This window comes from Capillimicrobium parvum, assembly GCF_021172045.1.
GTDB classification, from domain to species: domain Bacteria; phylum Actinomycetota; class Thermoleophilia; order Solirubrobacterales; family Solirubrobacteraceae; genus Capillimicrobium; species Capillimicrobium parvum.
On sequence record NZ_CP087164.1, the window covers coordinates 233,121 to 259,043 of the forward strand.

The 25,923-nt window shown below is 71.2% G+C and carries 24 protein-coding genes; 18 read left to right on the plus strand and 6 right to left on the minus strand.

The annotated features are described in order from the left end of the window. The first annotated feature begins 51 nt into the window (after nt 1-51). From DSM104329_RS01115 to DSM104329_RS01145, 7 genes are read left to right on the plus strand one after another with little or no spacing between them, the layout of a single operon-like run. Nucleotides 52-1,221 (plus strand): thiolase family protein, encoded by a 1,170-nt coding sequence (locus DSM104329_RS01115; protein ID WP_407655958.1) that lies wholly within the window; start codon nt 52-54, stop codon nt 1,219-1,221. Continuing rightward, a complete protein-coding gene (locus tag DSM104329_RS01120; protein WP_259313552.1) occupies nt 1,218-2,207 on the plus strand; it encodes an NAD(P)H-dependent flavin oxidoreductase in 990 nt (329 codons plus the stop codon). The genes DSM104329_RS01115 and DSM104329_RS01120 overlap by 4 nt, the downstream gene beginning before the upstream one ends. Before the next feature lie 35 nt (nt 2,208-2,242). After that, nucleotides 2,243-2,563: a Zn-ribbon domain-containing OB-fold protein gene (locus DSM104329_RS01125; protein ID WP_259313553.1), complete on the plus strand. Its 321-nt coding sequence runs from the start codon at nt 2,243-2,245 to the stop codon at nt 2,561-2,563. A gap of 23 nt (nt 2,564-2,586) precedes the next feature. Next, entirely contained in the window at nt 2,587-3,372 is a 786-nt protein-coding gene (locus tag DSM104329_RS01130; RefSeq protein WP_259313554.1) for an alpha/beta fold hydrolase, read from the plus strand. 20 nt (nt 3,373-3,392) lie between these two features. Then, nucleotides 3,393-4,466 (plus strand): nitrilase-related carbon-nitrogen hydrolase, encoded by a 1,074-nt coding sequence (locus DSM104329_RS01135; RefSeq protein WP_259313555.1) that lies wholly within the window; start codon nt 3,393-3,395, stop codon nt 4,464-4,466. Beyond that, nucleotides 4,456-5,418, plus strand: coding sequence for a carbon-nitrogen hydrolase family protein (locus DSM104329_RS01140; protein ID WP_259313556.1), 963 nt, complete (start codon nt 4,456-4,458; stop codon nt 5,416-5,418). Before DSM104329_RS01135 ends, DSM104329_RS01140 begins: the two co-directional genes overlap by 11 nt. Next, nucleotides 5,415-6,872 carry an amidase gene (locus DSM104329_RS01145; RefSeq protein ID WP_259313557.1) on the plus strand — a complete coding sequence of 486 codons (1,458 nt, stop codon included), beginning with the start codon at nt 5,415-5,417 and terminating at the stop codon, nt 6,870-6,872. Before DSM104329_RS01140 ends, DSM104329_RS01145 begins: the two co-directional genes overlap by 4 nt. Nucleotides 6,873-7,004: 132 nt before the next feature. Here the strand turns inward: DSM104329_RS01145 and DSM104329_RS01150 are convergent, their stop codons facing one another. After that, nucleotides 7,005-7,163, minus strand: coding sequence for a hypothetical protein (locus DSM104329_RS01150; protein ID WP_259316275.1), 159 nt, complete (start codon nt 7,161-7,163; stop codon nt 7,005-7,007). On the opposite strand from DSM104329_RS01150, the gene DSM104329_RS01155 reads away from it, so the two are divergent. The 10 genes from DSM104329_RS01155 (at nt 7,162) to DSM104329_RS01200 (ending at nt 18,673) form a co-directional block, all read left to right on the plus strand. Continuing rightward, nucleotides 7,162-8,358: an LLM class flavin-dependent oxidoreductase gene (locus tag DSM104329_RS01155; protein WP_259316272.1), complete on the plus strand. Its 1,197-nt coding sequence runs from the start codon at nt 7,162-7,164 to the stop codon at nt 8,356-8,358. The two genes, DSM104329_RS01150 and DSM104329_RS01155, sit on opposite strands and share 2 nt — an antisense overlap. 109 nt (nt 8,359-8,467) lie before the next feature. Next, nucleotides 8,468-9,715 carry a sugar ABC transporter substrate-binding protein gene (locus tag DSM104329_RS01160; RefSeq protein WP_259313558.1) on the plus strand — a complete coding sequence of 416 codons (1,248 nt, stop codon included), beginning with the start codon at nt 8,468-8,470 and terminating at the stop codon, nt 9,713-9,715. Beyond that, nucleotides 9,654-11,333 (plus strand): sugar ABC transporter ATP-binding protein, encoded by a 1,680-nt coding sequence (locus DSM104329_RS01165; RefSeq protein WP_259313559.1) that lies wholly within the window; start codon nt 9,654-9,656, stop codon nt 11,331-11,333. The genes DSM104329_RS01160 and DSM104329_RS01165 overlap by 62 nt, the downstream gene beginning before the upstream one ends. A 25-nt stretch (nt 11,334-11,358) precedes the next feature. Beyond that, entirely contained in the window at nt 11,359-12,399 is a 1,041-nt protein-coding gene (locus tag DSM104329_RS01170) for an ABC transporter permease (RefSeq protein ID WP_259313560.1), read from the plus strand. A 54-nt stretch (nt 12,400-12,453) separates the two neighbouring features. Next, the gene (locus DSM104329_RS01175; RefSeq protein WP_259313561.1) at nt 12,454-13,665 is read left to right on the plus strand and encodes an LLM class flavin-dependent oxidoreductase; all 1,212 of its coding nucleotides are present in this window, start codon (nt 12,454-12,456) and stop codon (nt 13,663-13,665) included. Beyond that, nucleotides 13,662-15,293: an amidohydrolase gene (locus DSM104329_RS01180; RefSeq protein WP_259313562.1), complete on the plus strand. Its 1,632-nt coding sequence runs from the start codon at nt 13,662-13,664 to the stop codon at nt 15,291-15,293. The genes DSM104329_RS01175 and DSM104329_RS01180 overlap by 4 nt, the downstream gene beginning before the upstream one ends. Nucleotides 15,294-15,332: 39 nt before the next feature. After that, the gene (locus DSM104329_RS01185; RefSeq protein WP_259313563.1) at nt 15,333-15,692 is read left to right on the plus strand and encodes a RidA family protein; all 360 of its coding nucleotides are present in this window, start codon (nt 15,333-15,335) and stop codon (nt 15,690-15,692) included. After that, complete coding sequence (locus tag DSM104329_RS01190) at nt 15,689-16,870, plus strand: benzoate/H(+) symporter BenE family transporter (RefSeq protein ID WP_259313564.1); 1,182 nt, start codon at nt 15,689-15,691, stop codon at nt 16,868-16,870. The genes DSM104329_RS01185 and DSM104329_RS01190 overlap by 4 nt, the downstream gene beginning before the upstream one ends. After that, on the plus strand, nt 16,818-18,113 hold the full coding sequence (locus DSM104329_RS01195; RefSeq protein ID WP_259313565.1) for a flavin reductase: 1,296 nt from the start codon (nt 16,818-16,820) through the stop codon (nt 18,111-18,113). The genes DSM104329_RS01190 and DSM104329_RS01195 overlap by 53 nt, the downstream gene beginning before the upstream one ends. 56 nt (nt 18,114-18,169) lie before the next feature. Beyond that, complete coding sequence (locus DSM104329_RS01200; protein WP_259313566.1) at nt 18,170-18,673, plus strand: Lrp/AsnC family transcriptional regulator; 504 nt, start codon at nt 18,170-18,172, stop codon at nt 18,671-18,673. A gap of 9 nt (nt 18,674-18,682) precedes the next feature. On the opposite strand, the gene DSM104329_RS01205 is transcribed toward DSM104329_RS01200, so the two are convergent. Genes DSM104329_RS01205 through DSM104329_RS01225 form a run of 5 tightly spaced genes read right to left on the minus strand, consistent with a single transcriptional unit; the run spans nt 18,683 to nt 24,239 of the window. Further along, on the minus strand, nt 18,683-21,055 hold the full coding sequence (locus DSM104329_RS01205; RefSeq protein WP_259313567.1) for a bifunctional salicylyl-CoA 5-hydroxylase/oxidoreductase: 2,373 nt from the start codon (nt 21,053-21,055) through the stop codon (nt 18,683-18,685). After that, on the minus strand, nt 21,052-22,251 hold the full coding sequence (locus tag DSM104329_RS01210; RefSeq protein ID WP_259313568.1) for an acyl-CoA dehydrogenase family protein: 1,200 nt from the start codon (nt 22,249-22,251) through the stop codon (nt 21,052-21,054). Before DSM104329_RS01210 ends, DSM104329_RS01205 begins: the two co-directional genes overlap by 4 nt. Further along, a complete protein-coding gene (locus DSM104329_RS01215; RefSeq protein ID WP_259313569.1) occupies nt 22,248-22,658 on the minus strand; it encodes a RidA family protein in 411 nt (136 codons plus the stop codon). The genes DSM104329_RS01210 and DSM104329_RS01215 overlap by 4 nt, the downstream gene beginning before the upstream one ends. Nucleotide 22,659: 1 nt before the next feature. Continuing rightward, nucleotides 22,660-23,487: an enoyl-CoA hydratase family protein gene (locus DSM104329_RS01220; RefSeq protein ID WP_259313570.1), complete on the minus strand. Its 828-nt coding sequence runs from the start codon at nt 23,485-23,487 to the stop codon at nt 22,660-22,662. Beyond that, nucleotides 23,484-24,239: an SDR family NAD(P)-dependent oxidoreductase gene (locus DSM104329_RS01225; protein ID WP_259313571.1), complete on the minus strand. Its 756-nt coding sequence runs from the start codon at nt 24,237-24,239 to the stop codon at nt 23,484-23,486. Before DSM104329_RS01225 ends, DSM104329_RS01220 begins: the two co-directional genes overlap by 4 nt. Before the next feature lie 808 nt (nt 24,240-25,047). Here DSM104329_RS01225 and DSM104329_RS01230 point away from each other — a divergent pair. Beyond that, entirely contained in the window at nt 25,048-25,908 is an 861-nt protein-coding gene (locus DSM104329_RS01230; protein WP_259313572.1) for a creatininase family protein, read from the plus strand. The last annotated feature ends 15 nt before the right edge of the window (nt 25,909-25,923 follow it).

The window sequence follows — 25,923 nt, forward strand, 5'->3', positions numbered from 1 at the left end:
GCTGCTATGCAAACCAAGTACGGTAGCGGGGTGATCGCGCCGGATCAGCGGATGGGCTCCGGGGGAGGCGGCGCCCCCGCCGCGATCGTCGGCGCTCACGAGACGCCGTACACGCGCCACCCGGCCGAGGGCCGCGACACGCGGTCCTACCTCGCGGAGGCCGTCGCCGGCGCCCTGGCGGACGCCGGTATCGAGCATGCCGCGGTGGACGGGCTCGGCGTGTCGTCGTTCTCGCTCGCGCCCGACCACGCGATCGACCTCGCCTGGCGGCTCGGGCTGCACGTCCGCTGGCTCATGGACGACGCCAACGGCGGCGCCGGGGCGCTGAACATGCTCGGCCACGCCGTCCGGGCGATCGAGGCCGGCGACGCCGAGACGATCGTCCTCGTCTCCGGCGACCACCTCGACCGGGCCGCGTTCCGGACGCTCGTCGAGCAGTACAACCGGGCGACCGCCGACGAGCTCGTGCCGCTCGGGTACGCCGGGCCGAACGCGCTGTTCGCGATGCTCACGCAGCGCTATGCGGACGAGCACGGCCTGACGCGGGAGGACCTCGCGTGCATCCCGATCGCGCAGCGGTGGTGGGCGGGCCGCAACCCGGGGGCCGTCTACCGCGAGCCCCTGACGCTCGAGGACTACCTGGCCGCGCCGTACGTCGCCGAGCCGCTCACGCGCTACGACTGCGTGCCGGTGGTGACGGGAGCGGACGCGGTCGTGGTCAGCGCGGCGCCGGCGCGGCGCCGGCGGGGCGCGGCGCCGCACGTGCGCGTCCGCGCGGTGGCGGCGCTGCACAACCCCGACGACCAGCAGGGCGACGGCGTGCATCCCGGCTTCGCGGAGGTCGCCGCGCGGCTGTGGCCGGTCGCGGGCGCGGGCCCCGGCGACGTCGACGCCGCGTTCCTGTACGACGACTATCCGGTGATGGCGCTGGTCCAGGCCGCGGAGCTCGGCCTGGTGCCGGGCGGCGACCTGGCCGGCTGGCTGCACCGCGACCTGCTCGAGCGCCGCTGGCCGCTGAACACCTCGGGGGGTCAGCTCTCCGCGGGGCAGGCCGGTGCGGCGGGCGGCATGCACGGTCTGGTGGAGGCGGTGCACCAGTTGCGAGGCCGGGCGGGCGAGCGCCAGACGCCGGCTTCGCTGGCGCTCGTCGCGGGCTACGGGATGGTGCTCTACCGCCACGGGGCGTGCCACAACGCGGCGGTGCTGGAGCGGATCGGTTGAGCGCGCTGCGCCGGCTGCTCGGCTGCCGGGTGCCCATCCAGCAGGCCGGGTTCGGCTCGTCGCTGAACGTGGACCTCGTCGCCGCGGTGGCCGGCGCGGGCGCGATCGGGACGGTGGGCGCCGCCCTCGCGAGCCCGGCCGAGCTCGAGGCGGCGCTCGGGGAGATCCGCCGGCGCACCGACGACGGCGCGGTTGCGGTGAACTTCGTCGAGCCGTTCTTCGACCGGGCCGCCCACGGCGCGGTGCTCGAGGTCGCCGCGGCCGGCGCGGACCTCGTCGAGTTCTTCTACGGCGACCCGGACGCGGCGCTGATCGAGGCGATCCACCGCGGCGGCGCGCGGGCGGGCTGGCAGGTCGGCTCGGTCGACGAGGCGCTGGCCGCCGCCGGATGCGGCGTCGATGTCGTTGCGGTGCAGGGCATCGAGGCCGGCGGACACGTCCGGGCGACGGCGGGCCTGCTGCCCATGCTCGCGGCCGTGCTCGACCGGGTCGAGGTGCCGGTCATGGCGGCGGGCGGGATCGCGTCGCCGCGCGCGATGGCCGCGGCGCTCGCGGCCGGCGCCGCCGGCGTGCGGATGGGGACCCGGTTCGTGGCCTGCGCCGAGGCCGACTTCCACGCGGGCTACAAGGCGGCGCTCGTAGCCGCGGGTCACGGCGACACGGTCTACACCGCGGCGTTCCGCGAACTGTGGCCGGGCGCGCCACATCGCGTCCTGCGCAGCGCGATCGCCGCCGCCGAGGCCAACCCGGCGCCGGTGGTCGCGACGATGTCCGCCGGCGCCGAGCGCATCGACGTGCCCCGGTTCGCCGGCTTCGCCCCGGTCGCGGACGCCGACGGCGACGTCGCCGCGATGGCGCTGTTCGCCGGGGAGGGCGTCGGCGACATCGACGACGTGCCGCCCGCGGCCGAGATCGTGCGCCGCTTCGCGGACGGGGCGGCTCGGCTGCTGGGTGCGATGCCGGTTGACGCCTCCGGGGCGTCTTGAAAGTATCTGCACATCAGCCCGGTGATGTGCAGCCAATGAGTCGATCGACGCCGTTCGCCGTCCTGCGCTGCGCGAGCTGCGGGCGCACGGCCTGGCCGGCGCCCGCCATGTGCGCGCGCTGCGGGGGCCTGGCGTTCGACGCCGAGCCCGCGGCCGGCGGCACGCTCGAGTCGGCCACCACCGCCGCCGGCGGGCCGGATGGCGAGGCGGTCACGCTCGGCACGGTGCGCACGAACGCCGGGCCGGTCGTCGTCGCCCGTGTCATCGGCGCGCGGCCGGGCAGCGAGGTGGCGCTGCGCCTGCGCGACGGCGCGCTCGAGGCCTGGCGTCCTCGACGGGCGAGGGCGGCGGCCTGAGCTTCTTCACCACCCCGTCCGGCGTGCGCCTGCGCCTCTCGGACCGCGGCGAGGGCGCGGACACGATCGTGCTCGTCCACGGTTGGAAGGGCTCGCACCGGCTGTGGGACCACACGATCGCCCGGCTCGAGGAGCGCCACCGCGTGGTGGCGTTCGACCTGCGGGGCATGGGGGAGTCCGACAAGCCCCGCGGCGCGTACGACTTCGACGAGCTCTCCGGCGACCTCGCCGACGTGATCGCCGGGCTGGGCCTCCGCGACGTCACGCTCGTCGGCTGGTCGATGGGCTGCACGGTGTCGCTGCGCCACATGGAGCGCGGCGGGGCGGGCGTCGCGCGGCTCGTGCTGCTCAACGGTCCGCTCAAGCTGACGCGCACCGACGACTTCCCGCACACGATGACCCAGGAGCAGCTCGACGGCTACCTGACCGGCCTGGCCGACGGCTGGCCGGGCAGCGAGCGGGCGTTCCTCGCCGACTCGCTGCTGCCGGCGACGGACCCGCTGGTGCTCGACTGGATCTACGCCATCGCGCTGCAGACGCCGCTCGACGTGGCGCTGCGCGTCGTGCGCGAGCAGGCCAGGCTCGACATGCGCCCCGCCGTTCGCGGCTTGGGCGTCCCGGTCCGGGCCGTCTACTCCCGCTTCGATCCCTACTACCCGGTCAGCCTCGGCGAGGAGATCGCCGCGGCGGCGCCCGACGGTTCGCTCGCGGTGCTCGAGCACAGTGCGCACTGCGCGCCGATCGAGGAGCCGGCGGCGTTCGTCGCCGTCGTCGAGGACTTCATCGCCGGCCGGCCGGCCCCGGCCTGACCCCGAACCCAGGAGCACGCATGCCACGCATCGCGGTCGTCCAGATCGAGCCCTCGTACATGGATCCCGCCGCCGGGCTCGCGCGCATCGAGCAGTTCACCGCCCAGGCGGCTGCCCAGGGCGCCGAGATCGTCGTCTTCCCCGAGCTGCTCGTGCCCGGCTACCCGCGCTACATCGGTGACCCGTTCCCGCACACCGACGAGGGCGAGGCGTCCTGGACGGACGTCCAGCGCTACCACCGTGCCTACGTCGAGCACGCCCAGGTCGTGCCCGGCCCGTACACCGACGCGCTCGGCCACGTCGCGCGCTCGCACGGCGTGACGCTGGTGGTGGGACTGGCGGAGCGCCACCCGTCGATCCGCTCGACGCTGTGGAACACCGGTGTGGTCATCGGCCCCGACGGCCGGTACCTCGGCAAGCACCGCAAGCTCGTCTCGGTCATGCACGAGCGCCTGTACTTCAACCGCGGCGGCCGCGAGGACATCCGCACCTTCCAGACGCCCGAGGCCAACCTCGGGGTGTGTCTCTGCTTCGAGAACCTGCAGCCGTTGTTTCGCCGGGCGCTCGGGCGCCTCGGCGAGGAGATCCATTGCGCCCTGTGGACCGGGCCGACGCCGCGGCCGATGGCGGCGGAGGGCGTGCACCTCGAGCAGCACCGCGAGATGGGCATCACCCACGCGCTGGACACCGGCACCTTCGTCGCCATCTCCAGCCAGGTGACGGCGCGTGAGCCCGACGGCGGCGAGCACGGGTCGTGGTGGTCGCACAGCGGCGGCAGCTACATCATCGATCCGCTGGGCCGCACGATCGCCTCGGTGCCGGACTGGGAGGAGGGCATCGCGCTGGCCGACTGCGATCTGTCGCTCATCGACGACGCGCGCCTGGTGTGGAACGCGTTCTCCGACGACGCGCGCGACGACCTCTTCGGCCCCGGGCCGGTCGGGGACGCCGTGTCGGCGCTGTCGCCGCCGGTGCCCGCGCCGGGGCTCGCCGCCGCCGCGGACGGCCAGGTCGGTCCTGCGCCGGGCCGGCTCGCGCTGCCGTCGGCCGAGGGCGCCTACGAGGCGAGCGGGGTGAGCGGCCATGGCGACTGACGGCAGGGCCGCCGGGACGTTCCGCGCCGCGGCGGTCCAGGACGGCAGCGTCTGGCTGGACCGCGTGGGGAGCACGGCCAAGGCGTGCGAGCTGATCGCCGAAGCCGGCCGCGGCGGCGCCGACATCGTCGCGCTGCCCGAGAGCTTCATCCCCGGCTTTCCGTACTGGCTGTTCACCGCGCCGCTGATGGAGGGCGCCGCGTTCCACCGCCGCCTGCACGACGAGGCGGTCGAGATCCCGGGCCCGACGATCACCGCGCTGGGCGAGGCGGCGGCCGAGGCGGGGGTCACCGCGGTCGTCGGCATCACCGAGCGCGACCCGGGCCGGATCGGCACGCTCTACAACACGAACGTCGTGCTCGGCCCGGACGGGTCGCTGCTCGGCAAGCACCGCAAGCTCGTGCCGACGTGGGCCGAGCGCGCGGTGTGGGCGGGCGGCGACGGCTCGACGCTGTCGGTGTTCGACACGCCGCACGGCGCGCTGGGCACCCTGAACTGCGGGGAGAACGTCAACACGCTGGCGCGCTACGCGCTGCTGGCCGCGGGCGAGCGCATCCACGTCGCGAACTTCCCGTCGTGCGCGCCGCTCGGCGGGCGCCACACGAACACGAACGAGGTGTACCTCCCGGCCGCCGCGCACGCGTACGAGGGGCGGCTCTACAACATCGTCAGCCAGGAGTACGGGTCGCCGGAGCTGTGCGAGGAGCTCGGCGTGCCGTTCGTCGCGGACGCGTGGAACTGCATCTCGGGCGTCATCGGGCCGGACGGCGACTGGATCGCCTCGCTGCGCGACGAGCGCGGCATCGTCTACGCCGACTGCGACCCCGACGTGACCGTCAACGGCCGCCTGTACCACGACATCGTCGGCCACTACAACCGCTTCGACGTGTTCCGCCTCACCGTGGACCGCTCCGAGCAGGTGGCGATCGCCGACGCGCCACCGCGCGCGTGAACGGGACGCCGGCCGGCGAGCCGTCGGCGGTGACCTGGCTCGCGCGGCTGCGCGCGGGCGAGCTCAGCGCGCGCGAGCTCGCCGAGCGCACGCTGGCCCGGCTCGACGCCGCCGCGGCGCTCAACGCGGTCGTGGAGCGTCGCGACGACGCGGTGCTCGCGGCCGCGGATGCCGCCGACGCGCGGCGCCGCCGCGGCGAGGAGCGGCCGTTGCTCGGGCTGCCGCTGACGGTCAAGGACGTGCTCGACGTCGCGGGCTGGCGCACCGCGGCCGGCTCGCTCGCTCGCGCCGATCACCGCGCGGACGCGGACGCCACGGTCGTCGCGCGGCTGCGCGGCGCGGGAGCGATCGTGGTGGCGCGCACGAACGTGCCCGAGTGCTCGTGCTCGTTCGAGACCGACAACCTGATCGCCGGCTGCACGCGCCACCCGCTCGACCCGGAGCGGACCTCGGGCGGGTCGTCGGGCGGCGAGGCGGCGCTGCTCGGCGCGGACGCGTCGATCGCGGGGGTCGGCACGGACGGCGGCGGCTCGATCCGCGCGCCGTCGCACTTCTGCGGGACCGTGGGCATCCGGCCCACGGTGGGCCGCACGCCGGAGACCGGCATCTGGCCGCCGACGCGTGCGACGGGGATGATGGACCTCACGTGCGTCGGGCCGATGGCGCGGCACGTCGAGGATCTGCCGCTGCTGCTCGCCGTGATGGCCGGTGCCGACGGGGTCGATCCGTACGCCGTCGACCAGCCGCTCGGCGACTGGCGCGGCCACGAGCCGGCCTCCTGGCGCGTCGCGTTCTACGACGACCACCCGCGCGTGCCGTCCACGACGCCCGGCACGCGCGCGGCGGTTCGCGCCGCGGCGGCCGCGCTCGAGGCCGCGGGTGCGCGGGTCGAGGAGATCGCGCCGCCCGACGCGGGCGTCGGCGACATCGCCGGCCGTTCGTCGACCGAGCTGTTCTTCGCCGCTTCCGGTGCCGACGGCGGCGCGCACCTGCGTCGCGCGGTCGCCGCCGCCGGCGGGCGCCACCATCCCCAGTTCGCCGCGCTCCTCGGCGACGGTCGCGGGCCCGAGCCGAGCGCGGACGCGTTCTTCGAGACCCAGCGCCAGGTGTTCGCCTACCGCGCCGAGGTCCGCCGCGCGCTGGCCGCGTACGACGTGGTCCTCAGCCCGGTGGTGGCCGGGCCGGCCCCCCGGCACGGCGAGCCGCCCGCGGGGCTGCCGTCCGAGGACTACCTCCGCTACGAGGCGTTCGAGTACTGCCACGTCAACGCCGTCGCCGGTCTGCCGGCCGCCGTGGTGCCGGCCGGGGTCGAGGACGACCTGCCGGTCGGGGTGCAGATCGCCGCCGCGCCGTACCGGGAGGACCTGGCGCTCGCGGCCGCGCGGGCGCTCGAGCAGGCGCTGGGCGGGTTCGCGATCAACCGGCGCCTGGCCCACGACAGGGCGGCCGCGTAAGCGGCTGCATGCTCCTTGCGCCTCCCGTTCGCCGCGCCGCGCCGCGCACAATAGTCGTCGTCCGCTGCCCAAGATGGACGTCGAAGCGGACGGCGTGTAGGGATTCTTTGCGCTCGCACGCAGTTTCGTTCGTCACCCTTGCGGCAGGTGCTGCGGGCGCAGGAGGCTGCCGCCATCGCCCAGATCGAGCTTGAGAAGGTTCGTATAGATGACTGCAGCAACCGCCGTCGGCGTTCCATCACTGGAGACCATGGAGGGGTTGAGCTCGCGCATGAAATTCGGAACGTTCATGCCGCCGCTACACCCTCCGCACACGAGCGTGACGCGAGATCTGTCTCGTGACCTCGAGCTCGTCGAGTGGATGGACGACCTCGGGTTCGACGAGGCGTGGTTCGGCGAGCATCACACTTCCGGGTACGAGATCATCACCGCGCCTGATCTGATGATCATGGCGGCCGCGGCGCGGACCCGGCACATGCGACTGGGCACCGGAGTCGTGTCACTTGCGTACCACCATCCGCTCGTCGTGGCCAACCGGATCGCCCAGCTCGATCACCTCACTCGGGGTCGCGTGCTGTTCGGCGTCGGTCCCGGATCACTGCCGTCCGACGCGAAGATGCTCGGCATCCCGTATACGGAGAACCGGCGCCGGATGGAGGAGAGCATGGACGTGATCATGCATCTCTTCACCTCCGACGAGCCACTGACAGTGGAGACAGACTGGTTCAAGCTTCACGAGGGACTGCTGAACTTCGAGCCCTACCAGCGCCCTCACCCGCCGGTGTTCGTCGCGTCGGTGGCCTCTCCCAACGCTCCGCGCATCGCCGGCAAATGGGGGCTGCCGCTCCTGTCTCTCACCGGAAACAACGTCCAGAACTTCGCGATCATCCGTGAGCAGTTCGCGATCCTCCGTCAACGCGCGGAGGAGTTCGGGGCTCCCATCGCGCCACGATCGGAGTGGCGCCTCACCGGCCCGATGCACATCGCGGAGACGCGCGAGCAGGCGGAGCGCGAGGTCGCATTCGGGCTCGAGGACTGGATCAAGTACTTCTTTCGCGTCCCAGTCGACTTCTTCAAGCTCAAGGACGAACTGGGCAACGAGATCGAGGATGCGACCGACATAGAGGTCATCCGCGGGACCGGGTTCGGTGTCATCGGCACCCCGGACGACGCCATCGCCCACCTCGAGCGGCTCCAGCGGGAGACCGGTGGCTTCGGCGCGTACCTCCTTCTTGCGCACAGCTGGGCAAATCGTGAGGCGACGCTGAAGTCCCACGAGCTCATCGCCCATTATGTGATCCCGCACTTCCAAGGAGCGCTCAAGCGCCGGCAGTCACGGTGGGCGGACATGCAGGCAACGCTAGGCGAGACGTTCGACCAGATGCGGGCGGGGATGGACGAGGCGGTCGAACGTCACAACCGGGAGTACGGCGGCGGCGCAGGGCTGGCCGAGGGCCGGATCGCCGCGGTGCCCGACCCGATATAGGTCCGTACCCACGCCGCGGATGGTGTACCGCGCGCGGGCACGCGCTGGGTGACGCATCTCGTCCCCAACCTGAGTGATGACTGCTGACCATCGGAAGGAGAGGTCTGACGTGCAACGGACGGGAATGCTTCGCAGATTAATGGTGACACTGGGTGCCGCCTTGCTCATGGGCGTGGCGGTCGTCGCCAGCGGATGCGGCAGCTCCGATTCGAGCGCCACCGATTCGAGCGCCGCCGCTCCGGCAGACACCGGCGCCGCAGCGTCGACCGCAACGCAGGACCCGGGTGCATCGACGACGGCGCCCGCCTCGGGGCCCGACCTCAGCGCCCTCGAGGCCAAGCTCGCCGAGTTCAGCGCGGCGCCGCAGTTCACGCATCCCGGTCCCCCGATCGACGTCGCCTCGCTGAAGGGCAAGAAGTTCTTCGTCATCCCGCTGGCCTACAACACGGAGTTCAACAAGCTGCAGGCGGATGCCACCGTCGAGGCCGGCAAGGTGGCCGGAGTCGACGTCGAGGTGCACAGCACCACGGGGACGCCGGCGCAGTGGCAGCAGGGGATGGCGCGTGCCATCCAGAACAAGGCCGCCGCGATCATTCTGCAGGGGCCTGATCCGAACATCCTCGTCCCGCAGATCCGCCAGGCCAAGGCGGCGGGGATCCCGGTCATAAGCTCCCACTACGTCGACGTCGACGATGCCGCGGAGACGCTCAAGAAGATCCCGAACCTCACGGTTGGCGTCCCGGGTCCGTTCTCGGTCGCGTCCCGCCTGCTGGCGGATTACGTGACGGTGGCCTCCAAGGGCAAGGCGAAGACGCTGTACGTCCCGCTCGACGACTTCGGCGCCCTGCAGGCGACGATGAAGAAGGCCTACGAGGAGGAGTTGGCCAAGGTCTGTCCTGACTGCACGGTCACCACCGCGAACACCACGTTCGCCAAGGTCGCCGATACGCCGAGCGCCATCCAGTCGGCGCTGCGCCGCAACCCGGACATCGACTGGATCGTGCCGGCGTTCGACCTGTCGGTGCCGTACATCGAGACCGCCCTGAAGACGATGAACAACCGGACGACGAACATCGCGTCCTTCAACGCCACGAGCGCCGTCCTGAAGCTGATGCAGCAGGACAACAATCCACTGAAGGCCGACGTCGGCGAGCCGATTCCGGTGATGGGCTACACGTCGCTTGACCAGGCGATGCGCTTGGCCCTCGGCGAGAAGCCCGTCGAAGAGCCCGTCTTCATGCGGATCTTCACGCCGGAGAATGTCGACGAGGCGGGCACTCCCCCCACCGCCGTCGATGGGTACGGCGATCCGCAGGAGTTCATCGACGGCTACAAGAAGCTCTGGGGCGTCGGCTGATCCGATGAACGGACGGCCTGACGACATGACCTCGTCAGTGGTCGCCGGGGGCATCTCCTGTCCCCCGGCGACCCCCGCGCTATCCGTGCGGGAGGTGACCAAGGTCTTCGGCGTCATGAAGGCGCTCGACCGAGCAAGCGTCGACGTCTACCCGGGTGAGATCGTCGGGCTGCTCGGCTCCAACGGCTCGGGCAAGTCGACGCTCATCAAGATCCTCGCCGGCTTCCATCAGGCCGATGGCGGGGAGGTCCGGGTCGACGGCGAGCCCATCGTCCTCGCGGCGGGGCTGGAGGCCCGCGACCATGGACTGCGGTTCGTCCACCAGGACCTCGGGCTGATCTCGTCGCTGACCGTCCTCGAGAACCTGCTGATCGGCAGCATCTCGACGGATCGCAGCCTGACGATCGCCTGGCGCAGCGAGCGGCGCCGCGCGCGCGGGTTGTTTGAGCAGTACCGCCTCCAGGTCGACCCCGATGCGCTGGTGGAGGAGCTACCACCGATCAAGCGCGCGATGCTCGCGATCGTGCGGGCCGTCGCGGACTTCCCGTCCGCGGCCGTCGACGATCAGGGCGCGCCGGGCGACCGCGTTACCAGGGGCCACGGCGTACTGGTCCTCGACGAGCCGACCGTGTTCCTCTCGGGCCCCGAGCGAGCGCTGCTCTTCGACCTGGTGCGCCGGCTCTCCGCCGACGGGGTCGGCGTGCTGTTCGTCTCGCATGATCTCGAGGAGATTCGCGAGCTCTGTGACCGCGTGGTGGTACTGCGCGACGGCCAGGTGTGCGGTAACGCGTGCCTCGAGGACGTCGACGACGAGGCGATCGTCCGCCTGATCGTCGGTCGGGAGGTAGCCCAGTTCGCCAAGGAGCCGCGCAACGGCTCCGGCGTGGCGCGGGGGCTGTCCGTCGAGGTCAGGGGTCTGTCGGGGCCTGGCGTCGTCGACATCGACCTCACGATCGGCGAAGGTGAGATCCTCGGCGTCACCGGGCTGTCGGGGTCCGGCTTCGAGGCGGTGCCGTATCTGCTGTACGGGGCGCTGCCGGCCGACGCGGGCCACCTGGTCATCGATGGCGTCGAGCATGACCTGTCGGCGTTCTCACCGGACGCGGCCATCGACGCCGGCATGGTCCTGGTGCCAGCGGACCGTCCCGCTGATGCGGTCGTCGCCGACCTCACGCTGGCGGACAACATCAGCCTTCCGGTCCTGTCGAAGTTCGTCTCCGGTGGGCGTCTGCGCAATCGCGACATGAAGCAGGCGTGTCTGGAGCTGCTTCGACGCTTCCGGGTCAAGCCGGCCGACCCGCAGGCGCTGATGGGCGCGCTCAGCGGGGGCAACCAACAGCGGGCCGTCCTGGCGAAGTGGCTGCACCTCGACCCGCGCATGATGCTCCTCGATGAGCCCACCCAGGGTGTCGACGTGGGGGCGCGGCAGGACATCCTGCGGATGCTTCGTGCGGCGGCAGACAGCGGCGTGGCGATCGTCTGCGCCAGCTCAGATCACGACCAGCTTGCGGTGCTCTGCGACCGGGTCATCGTGTTCCGCAACGGGCGACCGCGGCGCGAGCTGGTCGGCGACGACCTCACCAAGCACCACATCAGCGAGGCCGGCCTGCGGGCTTGACAACGAGTGAAGGAGGAAGCCACCCTTGTCTGAGACCTCTGCGCCGGCGACCGCGACGACCGGCGTCCCTCCAACCGGCGCGGATGACCCGGCGACCGATCCCCGGCGACACCGCTCGCTGACGGGCGACATCGCGCAGCGCTTCGCGCTCGTCGGCTGCTGGATCGTGATGATCGCGGCCTTCGGCGCGGCGCTCGGCGACACGTTCCTGAGTTGGTCGAACTTCGGCAACATGTTCAGCTCGCAGACAGTTCTGCTGGTGCTGGCCCTTGGCCTGATCGTCCCGCTGACATCCGGCGACTTCGATCTCTCCGTCGCATCCGTGCTGACGATGACGGGCATCGTCATCGGCCTCCTCAACGTCAACCATGGCTGGTCGATCTGGGCGGCGATCGTCGTCGCGCTCGCCCTCGCGCTGACGATCGGACTGCTCAATGGGCTGCTGATCGTCCTCTTCGACGTCGACTCGTTCATCGTGACGCTCGGCTCGTCGACCGTGCTCGCCGGCGTCGCGCTGTGGGTCAGCGGGGGCGCGACGATCACCGGAACCTCCGAAGTGCTCAGCAACCTCGTCATTGTCGATCAGCTCTTCGGCGTGTCGCTGCAGTTCTACTACGGACTTGTTCTCGTCGGGCTGATGTGGTTCGTCTTCGAGTTCACCCCGGCGGGCCGCCGGCTGCTGTTCGTCGGGCGAGGGAGAAGCGTGGCGCGGCTCAGCGGGGTGAAGGTCAATCGCGTGCGCGTGTACGCGCTCGTGGCGAGCGCCGGGATGGCCGGGCTCGCGGGCGTCATCTTCACCGGAACGACCGGCGGTGCCGACCCGACGTCGGGAGCGACATTCCTGCTGCCGGCGTTCGCCGCCGCGTTCCTCGGATCGACCACGATCAAGCCTGGCCGGTTCAACGCGATGGGCACGCTGGTTGCCGTCTATTTCCTGGTGACCGGCATCACCGGACTGCAGCAACTCGGCGCCGACACCTATGTGCAGCAGCTCTTCTACGGCGGTGCGCTCCTCGTGGCCGTCGTGGTGTCCAGCGTCGTGCGTAAGCGGCGGGCGCGGGTGTGACCGACTCACCGATGACGCACACGAATCACCGCCATCGAACGGAGATGTAGCGACATGAAGTTCGGAGTGTTCCTGGCGCCGTTTCACGCAAAGCGTAAGAATCCGACGCTCGCGCTCGAGCACGACATCGAGTTGATAGCGAACATGGACCGCCTCGGGTACGACGAGGCGTGGATTGGCGAACACCATTCCGGTGGCGTCGAGCTCATTCCCTCACCGGAGATCATGATCGCCACGATGGCCGAGCGGACCCGTCACATCATGCTCGGGACCGGTGTCATCTCCCTCGCCTACCACCATCCACTCAATGTGGCGGAGCGCATGGTGTTCCTCGATCACATCACCCGAGGACGCGTCATGATGGGCGTCGGTCCCGGGGCCCTCGCTGTCGACGCCTACCAGCGCGGCATCGAGCCCAAGGACCAGCGGCGGCGGATGTCGGAGTCGCTCGAGGTGATCGTCGAGTTGCTCAACGGCGACGCGCCGGTCAACCGCGAGTCCGATTGGTTCACTGTCCGCGAGGCGCACCTGCACATGCGGCCTTACCAGCGGCCGTGCTTCGAGATCGCGGTGGCGTCGTTGCTCTCGCCGTCCGGACCCGAGCTGGCGGGACGGCTCGGCGCCTCGCTCCTGTCGATCGGCGCGACACTGCTCGAGGACGGCGTGGAGGCGCTCGGAGCGTTCTGGAGCGTCTATGAAGAGACGAGCGAGCGCCACGGGAACGTCGCCAGCCGGGACAACTGGCGCGTGGTCGCTCCGTGGCACATCGCCCCGACGCGCGAGCAGGCGCTGGCGGAGGTCGAGTACGGGATCAAGGAGTGGGTCGAGTACGAGCTCGAGGTCGCCAACCTGCCGCTGGTCGGTGACGCACGGACGCCGCGCGAGGCGGCCGAGCGGATGATCGACATCGGAGCGGCCGTCATCGGGACGCCCGACGACGCCATCGCCATGATCGACAACATGATCGAGTCATCGGGCGGGTTCGGCACCTTCCTGAACATGATCTGCGACTGGGCCGACCACGATGCGCAGATGCGCTCTTTCGAGCTGTTCGCCAACGAGGTGATGCCGCGGTACCAGGGCAGCATCGCCGGCCTGGAGCAGTCCTACGCCTGGGGCAAGAGCCGCAAGGGCGTGATCGCTCCCAAGGTCAATGAGGCGTTCCTGGACTCGACGAAGAAGTACTACGGCGACGACCATGACCGCACGCGCAAGATGCAGGCCATGGTCGGCGCGGAGGACGAGGCCATCGAGACCGCGTCATGACCGCCGTCACCGCCGACGTCGTCGTTCGAGCTGGAGCGATCCACGCGTTCGACGGCTCAGATCGCCGTGCGCGTTCGCTGGCGATCCGCGGGACCGAGATCCTGGCGATGGGGGACCGTCCCGATGATCTCGACGAGTTGATCGGTGCTCGAACCCGCGTGGTGCACGACCCCGAGCTTGTGCTGCTGCCGGCATTTCACGACACGCACATGCACCAGATGTGGACGGCGGTGGACGCGCACGGCGTGGCGCTGGGGCACACGCGCTGCATCGCGGACGTCGTGGGCGCCGTTGCCGTGCGCGCCCGTGAGACGCCGCCCGGCGAGTGGATCGTCAGCTCCGCGAGCTGGCACGAGACGACCCTCGCCGAGAACCGCATGCCGACCGCCCAGGAGATCGACGCGGCGACGCGTGAGCATCCTGTGGTGCTGCGTCGCGGCGGGCACAACCTCGTCGCGAACTCCATGGCGCTCGCGCGGGCGGGCATCGATCGAGACACGCCGAACCCGGAGCGCGGCACGATCGTCCGGGGCTCCGACGGGAGCCCCACCGGGTGGCTCATCGAACCGCTGGCGATGAAGCCCGTCCTGGACCTCCTTCCACCGTTCTCGTTTGAGGACCGCGTCGACGCGCTCGGCAAGCTCTGTCGGGAGCTCAACGCGCACGGTATCGCCGCCGTGCGCGATGCGGGATCCGACCCGGGGGCGCCGCAGGTGTTCCAGGCGCTGCACGACCGCGGCGGGCTGACCACGCGGTCGCGGATGATGATCATGCTCACGCTGACGGGTGACACCGAAGCGAAGATCGCCGAGATCGAGAGCTGGCCTGTCCATACCGGTTTCGGGGACGACATGCTGCGCATCGACGCGCTCAAGCTGCTGCTCGATGGCGGTGTCGAGGCGGCCGCCATGGACGAGCCCTACGCGAACGACCCCGACTTCCGCGGCCACCTGCTCATCGAGCCCGACGAGATCGAGCAGCTCGTGACCGTGGGCCTTGACCGCGGGTGGAAGGTCGGCGCGCACGCGTTCGGCGACTTCACCACCCGCACGCTCGTCGACGTCTACGAGCGGGTGCTACGCACGCGCCCCGACCTGCCGCCGGGGACGCTCGTCATCGAGCACGCGGGCTTGGCCGGCCCGGATGTGCGCCGACGGGCGATCGAGCTCGGGATCGGGATCAGCGTCCAGTATCCGGTCCTCTACCGGCTCGCCGCCAACGCGGTGCGCTACTGGGGCCCTGAGCGCGCGGACCGGATCTTCCCGATCCGCGAGTGGATCGAGGAGGGCGCGGTCGTCGGCGGCGGAAGCGACGCGTTCGTGGCGGACTGGGACGTCCTCGCCGGCGTCCGCGGGATGGTGACCCGCGAGACGGCCGTCGCCGGCGTGCAGGGCGCGCGCTCGGCGATCGACCGGCGCACCGCGTTCGAGCTCTACACGAATCGCGCAGCCGAGTTCGTCGGCGAGGGCGATCGCCGTGGCTCGCTCGTGCCCGGACAGCTCGCCGACATCGTCGCCTTCCGCGAGGACCCGCTCACATGTGAGCTCGATGCGCTCACGGAGCTCGATGTGGCGCTCACGCTCGTCGGCGGGCGTGCGGTGCACGATCCGGGCGGCGCGTTCGCGTGACCGCAGGACGATCACCATCATGAACGGAGAACGAGGAGCATGAGCATCCATCGCAAGGCGCACTCCGGCGGCGTCGGCTACAGCCTGTCGACGAGCGTTCAGGGCCCGGGCGAGCTGATCTACGTCTCGGGGGTGATCGGTACGGGCGACACGCTGGCCGAGCAGACCGGCTCCTGCTTCGATCAGATCGAGCAGGCTCTCGCTGCGCACGGCGCGACTCTGGCCAGCGTCGTGCGGATAACGAGCTATCTGACCTCCCTCGATGAGTACGGCGACTTCTCGCGGATCCGCGGCGAGCGGTTCGACGACGACCTCCCGAGCTCCACCGCAGTGCAGGTTGCCGGTCTCCTCTTCGACGGTCTCATCGAGATTGATGCCATCGCTTTCCTGCCTGCATGAGCCGCGTCACGTCGCCGGTCATCGCCGGCGTCGTGACGGCGCTCGTGGGCTTCGCCGGCACGTTCGCGATCGTGCTGGCGGGCTACCGAGCGATCGGCGCCACCAACGCCGAGGCGGCGTCCGGGATCCTGGTGCTGACGGTCGGGGCCGGGGTCGTGGGCATCGTGCTCGCCGCCCGCTACCGCATGCCGATCGGCATTGCCTGGTCGACCCCGGGCGCCGCGCTCCTGGCCTCCAACGGGGCGATCGACGGTGGCTATCCGGCGGCGCTCGGTGCGTTCGTCGTGTGTGGGCTGCTGCTCGTGGTGGCCGGGCTGTGGCGGCGGTTCGGCTCGGCTTTGGAGGCCATCCCGGCACCGCTGGCCAACGCGGTGCTGGCGGGTGTCCTCGTGCCGGTCTGCCTGGCGCCCCTCGAGGCGGTGTTCCGGTCTCCCTCCGTGGCGATCCCGACCGTCGTGACCTGGCTGCTGCTGATGTGGTGGCGCGCCCGTTGGGCCGTCCCGGGCGCGTTCGCAGTCATGGCGATCGCGGTCGCCATCGACCCGCTCGAGCCCGGCGGCGGGTTCGGCGGCGGCCTGCCGGAGCTGTCGTTCACGTTGCCGGCGTTCACGGTGGCCGGGGTGGCGGGGCTCGCCCTGCCGCTCTTCATCGTCACCATGGCCTCGCAGAACATCCCGGGGCTCAGTGTTCTGCGGAGCTACGGCTACCGGCCCCCGCTCAGGCCCATCCTCGTCTCCACAGGCGGCGCCAGCGCCTTGATCGCCCCCTTCGGGGCGCACACGCTCAACCTGGCGGCCATCACCGCGGCGATGCTCGCAGCGCCGTCGGTCGATCCGGTGCCCGCTCGCCGGTGGATCGCGGCAGCCGGCGCCGGCGCCGTCTATGTCGTGCTTGGCCTGTGCTCGGGGCTCGTGATGGCCGTTCTGGCGTCGGCTCCGCTGCTGGCGGTCAAGGCGGTCGCCGGCCTGGCGCTCCTCGCGACGCTGCGCCGGTCGCTCACGGCGGCGCTCGAGCCTCCGGGGCAGCGCTTGGCGTCCATCGTCGCGATGGGCATCTGTGCCTCGCCGCTGATGTTGTGGGGCATCGGCGCACCGCTCTGGGGTCTGCTCGCCGGCCTCGTGCTGTTTGTGGCGATGGGGCGGGCGAAGCACTCATGGCAGTTGGCTAGAAAGTGGTGAAGAGCAAGATGGCAGGCAACGAAGCGCCGACTGCACGGGCGCAGGTCAGACGCTGATGACACAGGAAATGGGCTTCGGTGTGGTTGCAGACGGTGGAGGGCTCCGGAGGGCCCTCGGTGGGTATCCGACGGGCGTCTGCGTCGTCACGGGGATCGCCGAGGACGGCCTGCCCCACGGCTTGGTGACGAGCCGCTTCATCCCCGTATCGATCGATCCGCCGCTCGTCGCGTTCGTCCCGCCCAAGGACTCTCCCGCATGGGTGGAGATCGCCGCTCGCCGGACCTTTTGCGTGAACGTCCTGTCGGCGCAGCAGGAGCATCTGTCACGACAGTTCGCCGTCGATGCGCCCCACCAGTTTGCGACCGTGCAATGGCACCCGAGCTCCGGCGGGGCGCCGGTCATCGACGGTGTCGTCGCGTGGATGGAATGCGCCCTCGACCGCGTCGATGACACGGGCGATCACCAGCTCGTCGTCGGGCGAGTCCGGGCAGTCGGCGAGAACGACGGCGTGCCGCTGGTCTCGTGCCGCGGCGGGTTCGGGCGCTTCGCCGCGTTGTCGCTTGCCGCTCGAGGGGCGGATCTGATGAATCCGCTGAACCTCGTGGACCGCGCCCGCGCCGAGATGGAGTCCGCCGCGGAGGAGCTCGGCGGTCGCGTCGTGGCCCAGACGCTCGTCGACAACGAGGTCGTGTTCATCGCCAGCGCGGGCAACCTTCCCGACCTGCGCAGCACCGTGGCCATGACCATCGGCAGCCGGATCCCGGCGATCCCGCCGCTCGCATCGCTGTTCATGGCCTGGGAGGACCCCGACCTGGTCGAGATCTGGCTCGGGTTCGTCGCCGGCGAAGAGGCCCGACAGTCCGCCCGGCTGCGCCTCGAGCAGGTCCGCGCCCGAGGGTACTCCGTGTATCTCGCCGACCCGGCGAATCCGCGCAACGAGCAGCTGCTGCGGATGATGGCCGAGCAGCGGCTTCCCGCGCGGGCCGAGGAGCTCAGCCGCGATCAGCTCGAGCTGATCGAGAACCTCACCGTCGACGTCCTGGACTTCTCGCCGCGACGCGTCCAGGAGGTCGACTGGTTGGCGGTGCCCGTGTTCGGGCCGGACGGACGGGTGTCCTTCGTCCTCGGCCTTGAAGGTCTGCCCTTTCCCACCGGCTGGCAGGACTTCGAACGGCGGCTGGCGCGCCTCGAGCAGGCGGCGAGCAACGTCACGTATGCGATCGGTGGCCAGGTCCCCGTGTGAACGAGTCCTGTGGCGCGCGGCCGCCGCTGTCACGATACGCTCCGCCATCGAATCGGATGGCCGCCCCGGAGCTCCTTGACCAGATCGATCATGCAATTCTGGAGCTGCTTCGGGAGGACGCTCGACGGACCGTCACGGACATCGCCGGCCGGGTGAATCTGTCGCTCGCTCCGGTCAAGCGGCGGATAGAACGCCTCGAGCGCACTGGCGTCATCCGGGGCTACACCGTGGTACTCGACCCGTCGAAGGTGACGGCCGCGCTCGAGGCCTACACGGAGGTCTGTGTCGGCCCGGGGGCGCTGGAGGACGTCATGGACTTCGTGCAGTGCGTGCCGGAGGTCCAGGAGGTGTCGGTCATCGCCGGCGACCCGGATCTCCTCCTCCTGCTCAGAGCCGAGAACGTCGGCGATCTTCACCGGGTCATCAACCAGATCCGGCGTGACAGCCGGATCAGCTCGACGAAGACCCTTGTGACCCTGAAGACGTGGGTCCGCTCCCAGTCACAGGACTACGAGGCACCGTCGCACCTCGTCGAGGGCTCAGCGTCTCCGGCGGCGTGACGCCGCCGCTCAGGCGGCGGCGGGCTTCCAGCGCCCGGACCCGCGCGCCTCGGCGGCGGTGTCGAAGGAGCGGGGTGGGGGCTTGGTGGCGTCGAGGCGGCCGTCCATCGGGCGCCAGGAGCCGCCTTGGTATTGGGGGATCCAGTGTTCGCGGTGGTAGTAGCCCTGTTCGCTGGCGGCGTGCAGGGTCCAGAAGGGGTCGTAGAGGTGGGGGCGGCCGAGGGCGCAGAGGTCGGCGCGGCCGGCGAGGATGGTGGTGTTGACGTCGTCCCAGCTGGAGATCGCGCCGACGGCGATGGTCGGGATCCCGACCTCGTGGCGGATGCGGTCGGCGAACGGCGTCTGGAAGCTGCGGCCGTAGGCGGGCGCGTCGTCGGCCCACACCTGGCCGCTGGAGACGTCGACGATGTCGACGTCGTGCTCGCGCAGCATCCGCGCCAGCTCGACGGCGTCGTCGCCGTCGAAGCCGCCGGGGGTCCAGTCGGTGGCTGAGATGCGCACCGACATCGGCTTCTGCGCTGGCCACACCGCGCGGCAGGCGTCGAGGACCTCGAGCGGGAACTTGGCGCGCGCCTTCAGCGTGCCGCCGTATTCGTCGGTGCGCTGGTTGGTCAGCGGGGAGAGAAACGACGACAGCAGGTAGCCGTGGGCGAAGTGCACCTCGAGCAGGTCGAACCCGCAGTCGGCGGCGCGTTCGGTCGTGGCGACGAAGTCGGCCGTCACCGCGTCCATGTCGGCGCGGGTCATCTCGCGCGGGACGGGGCTGTGCGGGAAGTAGGGCAGCGGCGAGGGCGCGATGACGTCCCAGCCGCCCTCGGGCAGCGGTTCGTCGATGCCCTCCCACATGAGCTTGGTGGAGCCCTTGCGGCCGCTGTGGCCGATCTGGGCGCCGATCCGTGCGGGGGTGTAGGCGTGGACGAAGTCGACGACCCGCTTCCAGCCGGCGATGTGGTCGTCGCGGTACAGGCCGCCGCAGCCGGGGGTGATGCGGCCCTCGGCGGACACGCAGATCATCTCGGTCATGACCATGGCCGCGCCGCCCTCGGCGCGTGTGCCGAGGTGGGCGAGGTGGAAGTCGCCGACCGTGCCGTCGACCGCCGAGTACATGTCCATCGGCGAGACGATCACGCGGTTTGCGAGCTCGAGGTCGCGCAGGCGCAACGGCATGAACATCGGCGGCCGGGTCTGGCCGCGCCCGTTGCTGGCCGCGCCGCCGGTGCCGGCGCCGCAGAAGACCTCGTCGACGCGCTGCACGAAGTCCGCGTCGCGCACTCGCAGGTTGTCGTACGTGATGCGGCGGCTGCGCGTCAGCAGGTTGAACGCGAACGTGCACGGGTCCTGGCCGACATAGCGGCTGATGCCCTCAAACCACTCCAGGCTGGCCTGCGCGGCGCGCTGCGTGCTCGCGACGACCGGCCGGCGCTCGGCCTCGTAGGCGGCCAGCGCGTCGGGGACGTCGCCGTCGTGGTCGCGGAACGCCCAGGCCAGCGCGATCGCGTCCTCCATCGCCAGCTTCGTGCCCGAGCCGATCGAGAAGTGCGCGGTGTGCGCCGCGTCGCCGAGCAGGACGACGTTGCCCGCCGACCAGTGCTCGTTGCGCACGGTCTGGAAGTTCAGCCACCGCGAGTTGTTCGCGACGAGCGAGTGGCCCTGCAGGATGTCGGCGAAGGCCTCGCGGCAGAACGCGATCGCCTCCTCGTCGTTCTCGCCCGGGGCGAACTGGTGGTGCTCGGTGGCGTCGAGGCCGGCGCGCCGCCACGTCTGCTCGTCGGTCTCGACGATGAACGTGCTCATCGTCGCGTCATACGGATACCCGTGGATCTGGAAGACGCCCCACTCGGTCTCGACGATGTGGAAGGTGAACGCCTCGAAGACGAGGTCGGTGCCCAGCCACATGAACTTGCACCTGCGGCGGTCCAGCGACGGCTCGAACCGGTCGGCGAGCGTCTCGCGCACCACGCTGTTGATGCCGTCGGACGCGATCACCAGGTCATAGCCGGCGGTCAGCTGCTCGATCGGCGGCGCCTCGGCCTGGAAGTGCACCTCGACGCCGAGCTCGATCGCGCGCGACTGCAGGATGTGCAGCAGCTGCTGGCGGCTCAGCGCCGAGAACCCGTGGCCCCCGGAGCGCTGGACCGTCCCGCGATAGTGGATGTCGATGTCCGACCACCGCGCGAAGCTCTCGGTGATCTGCGCGAACGTCGGCGGGTCGGCCGCCTCGAACGCGGTCAGCGTCTCGTCGGAGAACACGACCCCGAAGCCGAACGTGTCATCCGGCGCGTTGCGCTCCCACACCGTGACCTCATGGCCGGCGCCGAGGCGACTGAACAGGATCGCGGCATACAGGCCCCCCGGCCCGCCGCCCGTGATGGCGATCTTCATCGCTGGTCCTCGCTGACGGTGGCAAACAGAGCGCGCGCGATGATCTCGCGCTGGATCTCGGATGCGCCTTCATAGATGCGCGGCGCACGAACCTCGCGGTACAGATGCTCCAGGACATGCCCACGCTCGAGCGCGCGGGCGCCATGCACCTGCACGGCGAGATCGACGGCTTCCTGAGCGGTCTCCGTCGCCATGAGCTTGGCCATCGCCGCGGTCTGCGTCACCGGGCGCACGCCGCGGTCATAGGCGGTCGCGGCGTGATGGACGAGCAGACGGGCGGCCTGCACGCGGGTGGCGACGTCGGCCAGGCGATGGGAGATGCCCTGGAAGTCCTTGATCGGCCGGCCGAACGCCTGACGCGTGGCGGCGTGGTCGCGCGCCGCGGCGATCGCGGCCTGCGCCATGCCGACCGCGAACGCGCCGACGCTGGGACGGAAGAGGTCGAGCGTGCGCATCGCGACGCGAAAGCCGGCGTCGACGTCGCCGAGCACCTGCTCGGGCTCGACGCGCACGCCGTCGAACACGAGCCGTCCGATGGGGTGCGGCGAGAGGAGGTCGATGCGCTGCCCTTCGAGGCCGGGCGAGTCGCGCGGCACCCAGAACGCGGTCAGCCCGCGGGCGCCGGCGCCCTCGGTGGTGCGGGCGAACACGGAGTAGGCGTCGGCGTCGGGGGCGTTGGAGATGTAGACCTTCTCGCCGGTCAGGACGAAGCCGTCGCCGTCGCGGCGGGCCTGCAGCGCGAGCGCCGCGACATCGCTGCCCGACTGCGGCTCGGTGAGCGCGAAGCCGGCGACCGCCTCGCCCGTGGCCAGGCGTGGCGCCCACGCCTCGACGAGCTGCGCGCTGCCGGACTGCAGCATCGGGAACGAGCCGAGGCCCTGGACGGCGAACGCCGTCTCGGCCTCGGTGCAGTAGCGGGCCAGGCCCTCGCGGATCAGGCACAGCTCCATCGCGCCGACGTCCGGCGCCCAGCGGTCGCCGTCGCGGCGAAACAGCCGGCCGAGCAGCCCGGTCTGCGCGAGGCCGGCCATGAGCTCGCGGTTGACCTCGCCGGGCGCGCCGGCCTCGGCGACCGGCGCCAGGCGCTCGCGCGCGGCCTGCGCCGTGCCGGCGAGCAGCTCGAGCTGGCCGTCGTCGAGGTGGGCGTCGAGCAGCGGCGCGGACATCGCCGTGGCGGTGGCGGCGGTCGCGGTCATCTCGACTCCTCGACGACCGCGACGGCCATGAGCTCGATGAGCGCCTCGTCGTCGTAGAGGCGCGTCACGCCGAACAGCCCGGCGGCGGGATAGCGGCGGCCGAAGTGCTTGTGCCAGAGCGGCCCGAGGTCGCGCAGCGCCGCCTTGTAGGCGGGCACGTCGGTGACGAAGATCTGCATCGAGATGATGTCCGAGGGCTTGCCGCCGGCGGCGGTCAGCGCGGCGATCACGTTGCCGGCCGCGGCGTCGAACTGCTCGGCCATCGTGCTGCCCTGGATCGTGGTGCCGTCGGGGCCGAGCGCGGTCTGGCCGCCGAGCGCGACGTAGCGCCCGGGCGCCGCGATCACGGCGTGCGCGTAGCCGACCGGCGGCGCGAGGTCGGGTGACGTGACGGTCTCGTGTGCCATCTCAGCGGCCCTGCCAATCGGGCTTGCGCCCCTCGCTCCACGCCGTGTAGAACTCGCCATGGTCGTGGCTGAGCATCAGCAGCGCCTGGGTCATCGCGTCCATCTCGATCGCGCCCGACAGGTTCATGTCGAGCTCGCGCTGGATCAGCGCCTTCGTCGTCCCGTAGGCCAGCGCCGGCCCGTCGGCGAGGCGGCGCGCGAGCGCGCGGGTCGCCTCAGGCAGCTCGTCGGGCTCGACGACGCTGGAGGCCAGGCCCGCGGCGAGCGCCTCCTCGGCCGTCACCTTGTCGCCGAGCATGAGCATCTGCGTCGCGCGGCCCGCCCCGACGATGCGCGGCAGCAGATACGCCGAGCCCATGTCCGCGCCCGACAGCCCGACGTGCGTGAACAGGAAGCGGAACGACGCCGACCGCGACAGCAGCCGGAAGTCGCTGGCCAGCGCGAGCACCGACCCGGCGCCGGCGGCGACGCCGTTGATGGACGCGATCACCGGGATCGGCACCGTGCGCAGCGCCTCGACGACGGAGCCCGTCATTCGCGTGAACTCCAGCAGCTCGGCGGCCTTCATCTTCTGCAGCTCGCCGATGATCTCCTCGACGTCGCCGCCCGAGCAGAAGCCGCGCCCCTCGCCGGCCAGCACGAGCACCTTGACGTCGCCGCGCTGCGGCAGCTCGGCGACGAGGTCGCGCAGATCGGCGTAGGACTCGAACGTCAGCGCGTTGAGCTTGTCCGGCCGGTCGAGGGTGACCGTGGCCACCCCGTCAGAGACCTCGAAGCGGAAGTGCTCCCACTTCTCGGTGATCGCGGCGGATGCGCGAAAAGGACTCACGTCTGGATGCCTCCTCCGTCCAGGACCAGCGCCTGGCCGTTGATCGATGCCGCTTCGGGCGAGGCCAGCCACACAACCGCGGCCGCCACCTCGTGCGGGTCCAGCAGGCGACCGAGCGGCGCCGCGGCGGCCAGAGCGGCCACGCCGTCCTCGGCCGGGCGCCCGGTCCTCTGGGCGATGTGCGCGACCGAGCGCTGCGTCATCTCCGTGTCGACGTACGTGGGGCACACGGCGTTCGCGCGCACCCCGGTACCGGCCATCTCGGCGGCCGTCGCACGCATCAGGCCCACGGCGGCATGCTTGGACGCCGTGTACGCGGCGGTGTACGGCGCACCGACCTTCGCCACCGTCGAGGCGACCGTCACGATCGCCCCGTGGTCACGCTCGCGCATGCCGTCGACGACCGCCCGCGTGCACAGGAACGCCCCGGTCGCGTTGACCGCGAAGTGGCGCTGCCAGCTCTCCAGGCTCGTGCGCGCCAAGGGCGCGCTCTCCGCGATCCCCGCGTTGTTGACGAGCACGTCGACCGGCCCGATCGCGTGGAACGCTTCGGCGACCTGCGCCTCGTCGGCCACGTCGCAGACGCGCGTCTGCACCGTCTCGCCGGGCAGGCCGAGCGACGGCGCGAGCTTCGCCAGCGCCGTCTCGTCGCGACCGAGCGCGAACACGCGGTCGCCGAGCGCGGCGAACGCGCCCGCCGCGGCACGGCCGATCCCTTTGGCCCCCCCGGTCACCACCACGACCCGGCTCATTGGGCAACCTCTCGGACCTGACGCCGACCGTAGCTTCGCGCTGGCCACGGCCCCCGCCGGGTGAAGGCCGGTCGCGCTGTCCCCTGGGAGGGCCGTCGTGCGACCAGCCTCGCCCGGCTGTGTGCTGTACCGCAAGCGGCTACAGGACGGAGCCCCGTAGAGGACCAGTCAATGAGGAGCCGCAATCTCTGCGTCGCGGCCACAAGTCCGCCGTTGACCCCGCCGTCCTGCGGGCTGGGGTGGGGGACTGCCGCGACCACGCGAGCGCCAGAGGCAGCTGCCACGCCATCCGCAGCCTCTCCCGCGCCCGGTGTGGCGTCCTGTCGCGCCTGCGGCACGACGGCCACGTCTCCTGTCCCACCCGACGCGGCGCCCTTCGACGGCTCGTCGGACATACAGGTTGACCCAGGGAGCCTCATGCGCGGGATGGGTTCCGCAGCGACCACATGAGCCAACAGTCTACATGGCAGCCCGGTGGGATGTCGTCTAATTTTTTTGCCGGCCCGTCCCTGGGTCGAGGAGCAGTGGTTCCCACGCCCGCGGATGGCGCCGCGCGGAACGGGGTCCGAGGCGGCGTCCGGCGCGGCGCGGTTCAGTACTGCGATGGATTGCCGACACCTCGACGTTGGATCTACGGTCTGGTGCGACCGGAGGGCGCCTGCGCGGCAATCGGTGGCGATCAACCCGCAATGCGGCGTTGTCAAGGGTCCCGGAACACAGCGCCACCCGGGCCGTGTGCGGCGATAGTCGACAGGACAGCAGACCGACATGTACAGTTTCCGCGGCACGGCACGAGGGAGAGGAACGGTTGGGACAACGCGCACGGCGTGACCAGGCCGCAGGCCGCCCGGATCGGATCGCGGATGACGAGGGTCTGTACTTCGCCAACCGCACGTACGCCGAGGTTGCGCGCATGATCGAGGACCCGCGCCCGGTGGTGTTGCTGCTGCCGGTGGGGTCGACCGAGCCGCACGGGCCGCACTCGCCCCTGGCCACCGATCCGATCATCTCGGCGGAGATGTGCCTGCGCGTGGCGCGCGCGCTGCGCGACGACCCGGACGTCCAAGTCTCGATCCTGCCCGAGATCGGCTACGGGGTGACACGATTCACCAAGGCGTGGCCCGGCGCGATCCACATTGAGGAGGAGACGCTGCTGGCGCTGCTCGTCGACATCTGCGTCTCCTTGGCCCGGCAGGGGCTGGGGCACGTGGTGATCGTCAACAACCACTTCGAGCCCGAGCACATCAAGACGCTGCATCGAGCGATGGACGAGGCCGAGCGCCGCACCGGCAACGTCGTCGGCTATCTCGACCTCACCCGCAAGCGCCGCGCCGAGCAGCTGACCGACGAGGTTCGCGAGGGTGGCAGCCACGCCGGTCGATACGAGACCTCGATCGTGCTCGCAGCGCGGCCCGGGCTCGTCGACGAGCAGGTCATGGCGGCGCTCGAGCCGATGCCGAAGAACCTCGCCGCCGAGATCGCGCACGGCGCCAAGGACTTCGTCGCCATGGGGCTGCCGAAGGCCTACAACGGCACGCCGGCCGACGCGACCGTCGATGAGGGTCGGCAGAGCCTCGTCACGCTCACGGACATGCTGACCCAGCAGGTACGGGACCTCGCGGCGGGAACCGGCGGTCGGGACACGCCGGGGCTCTACATCCGCGTCTGACTCAGGAGGGCAACC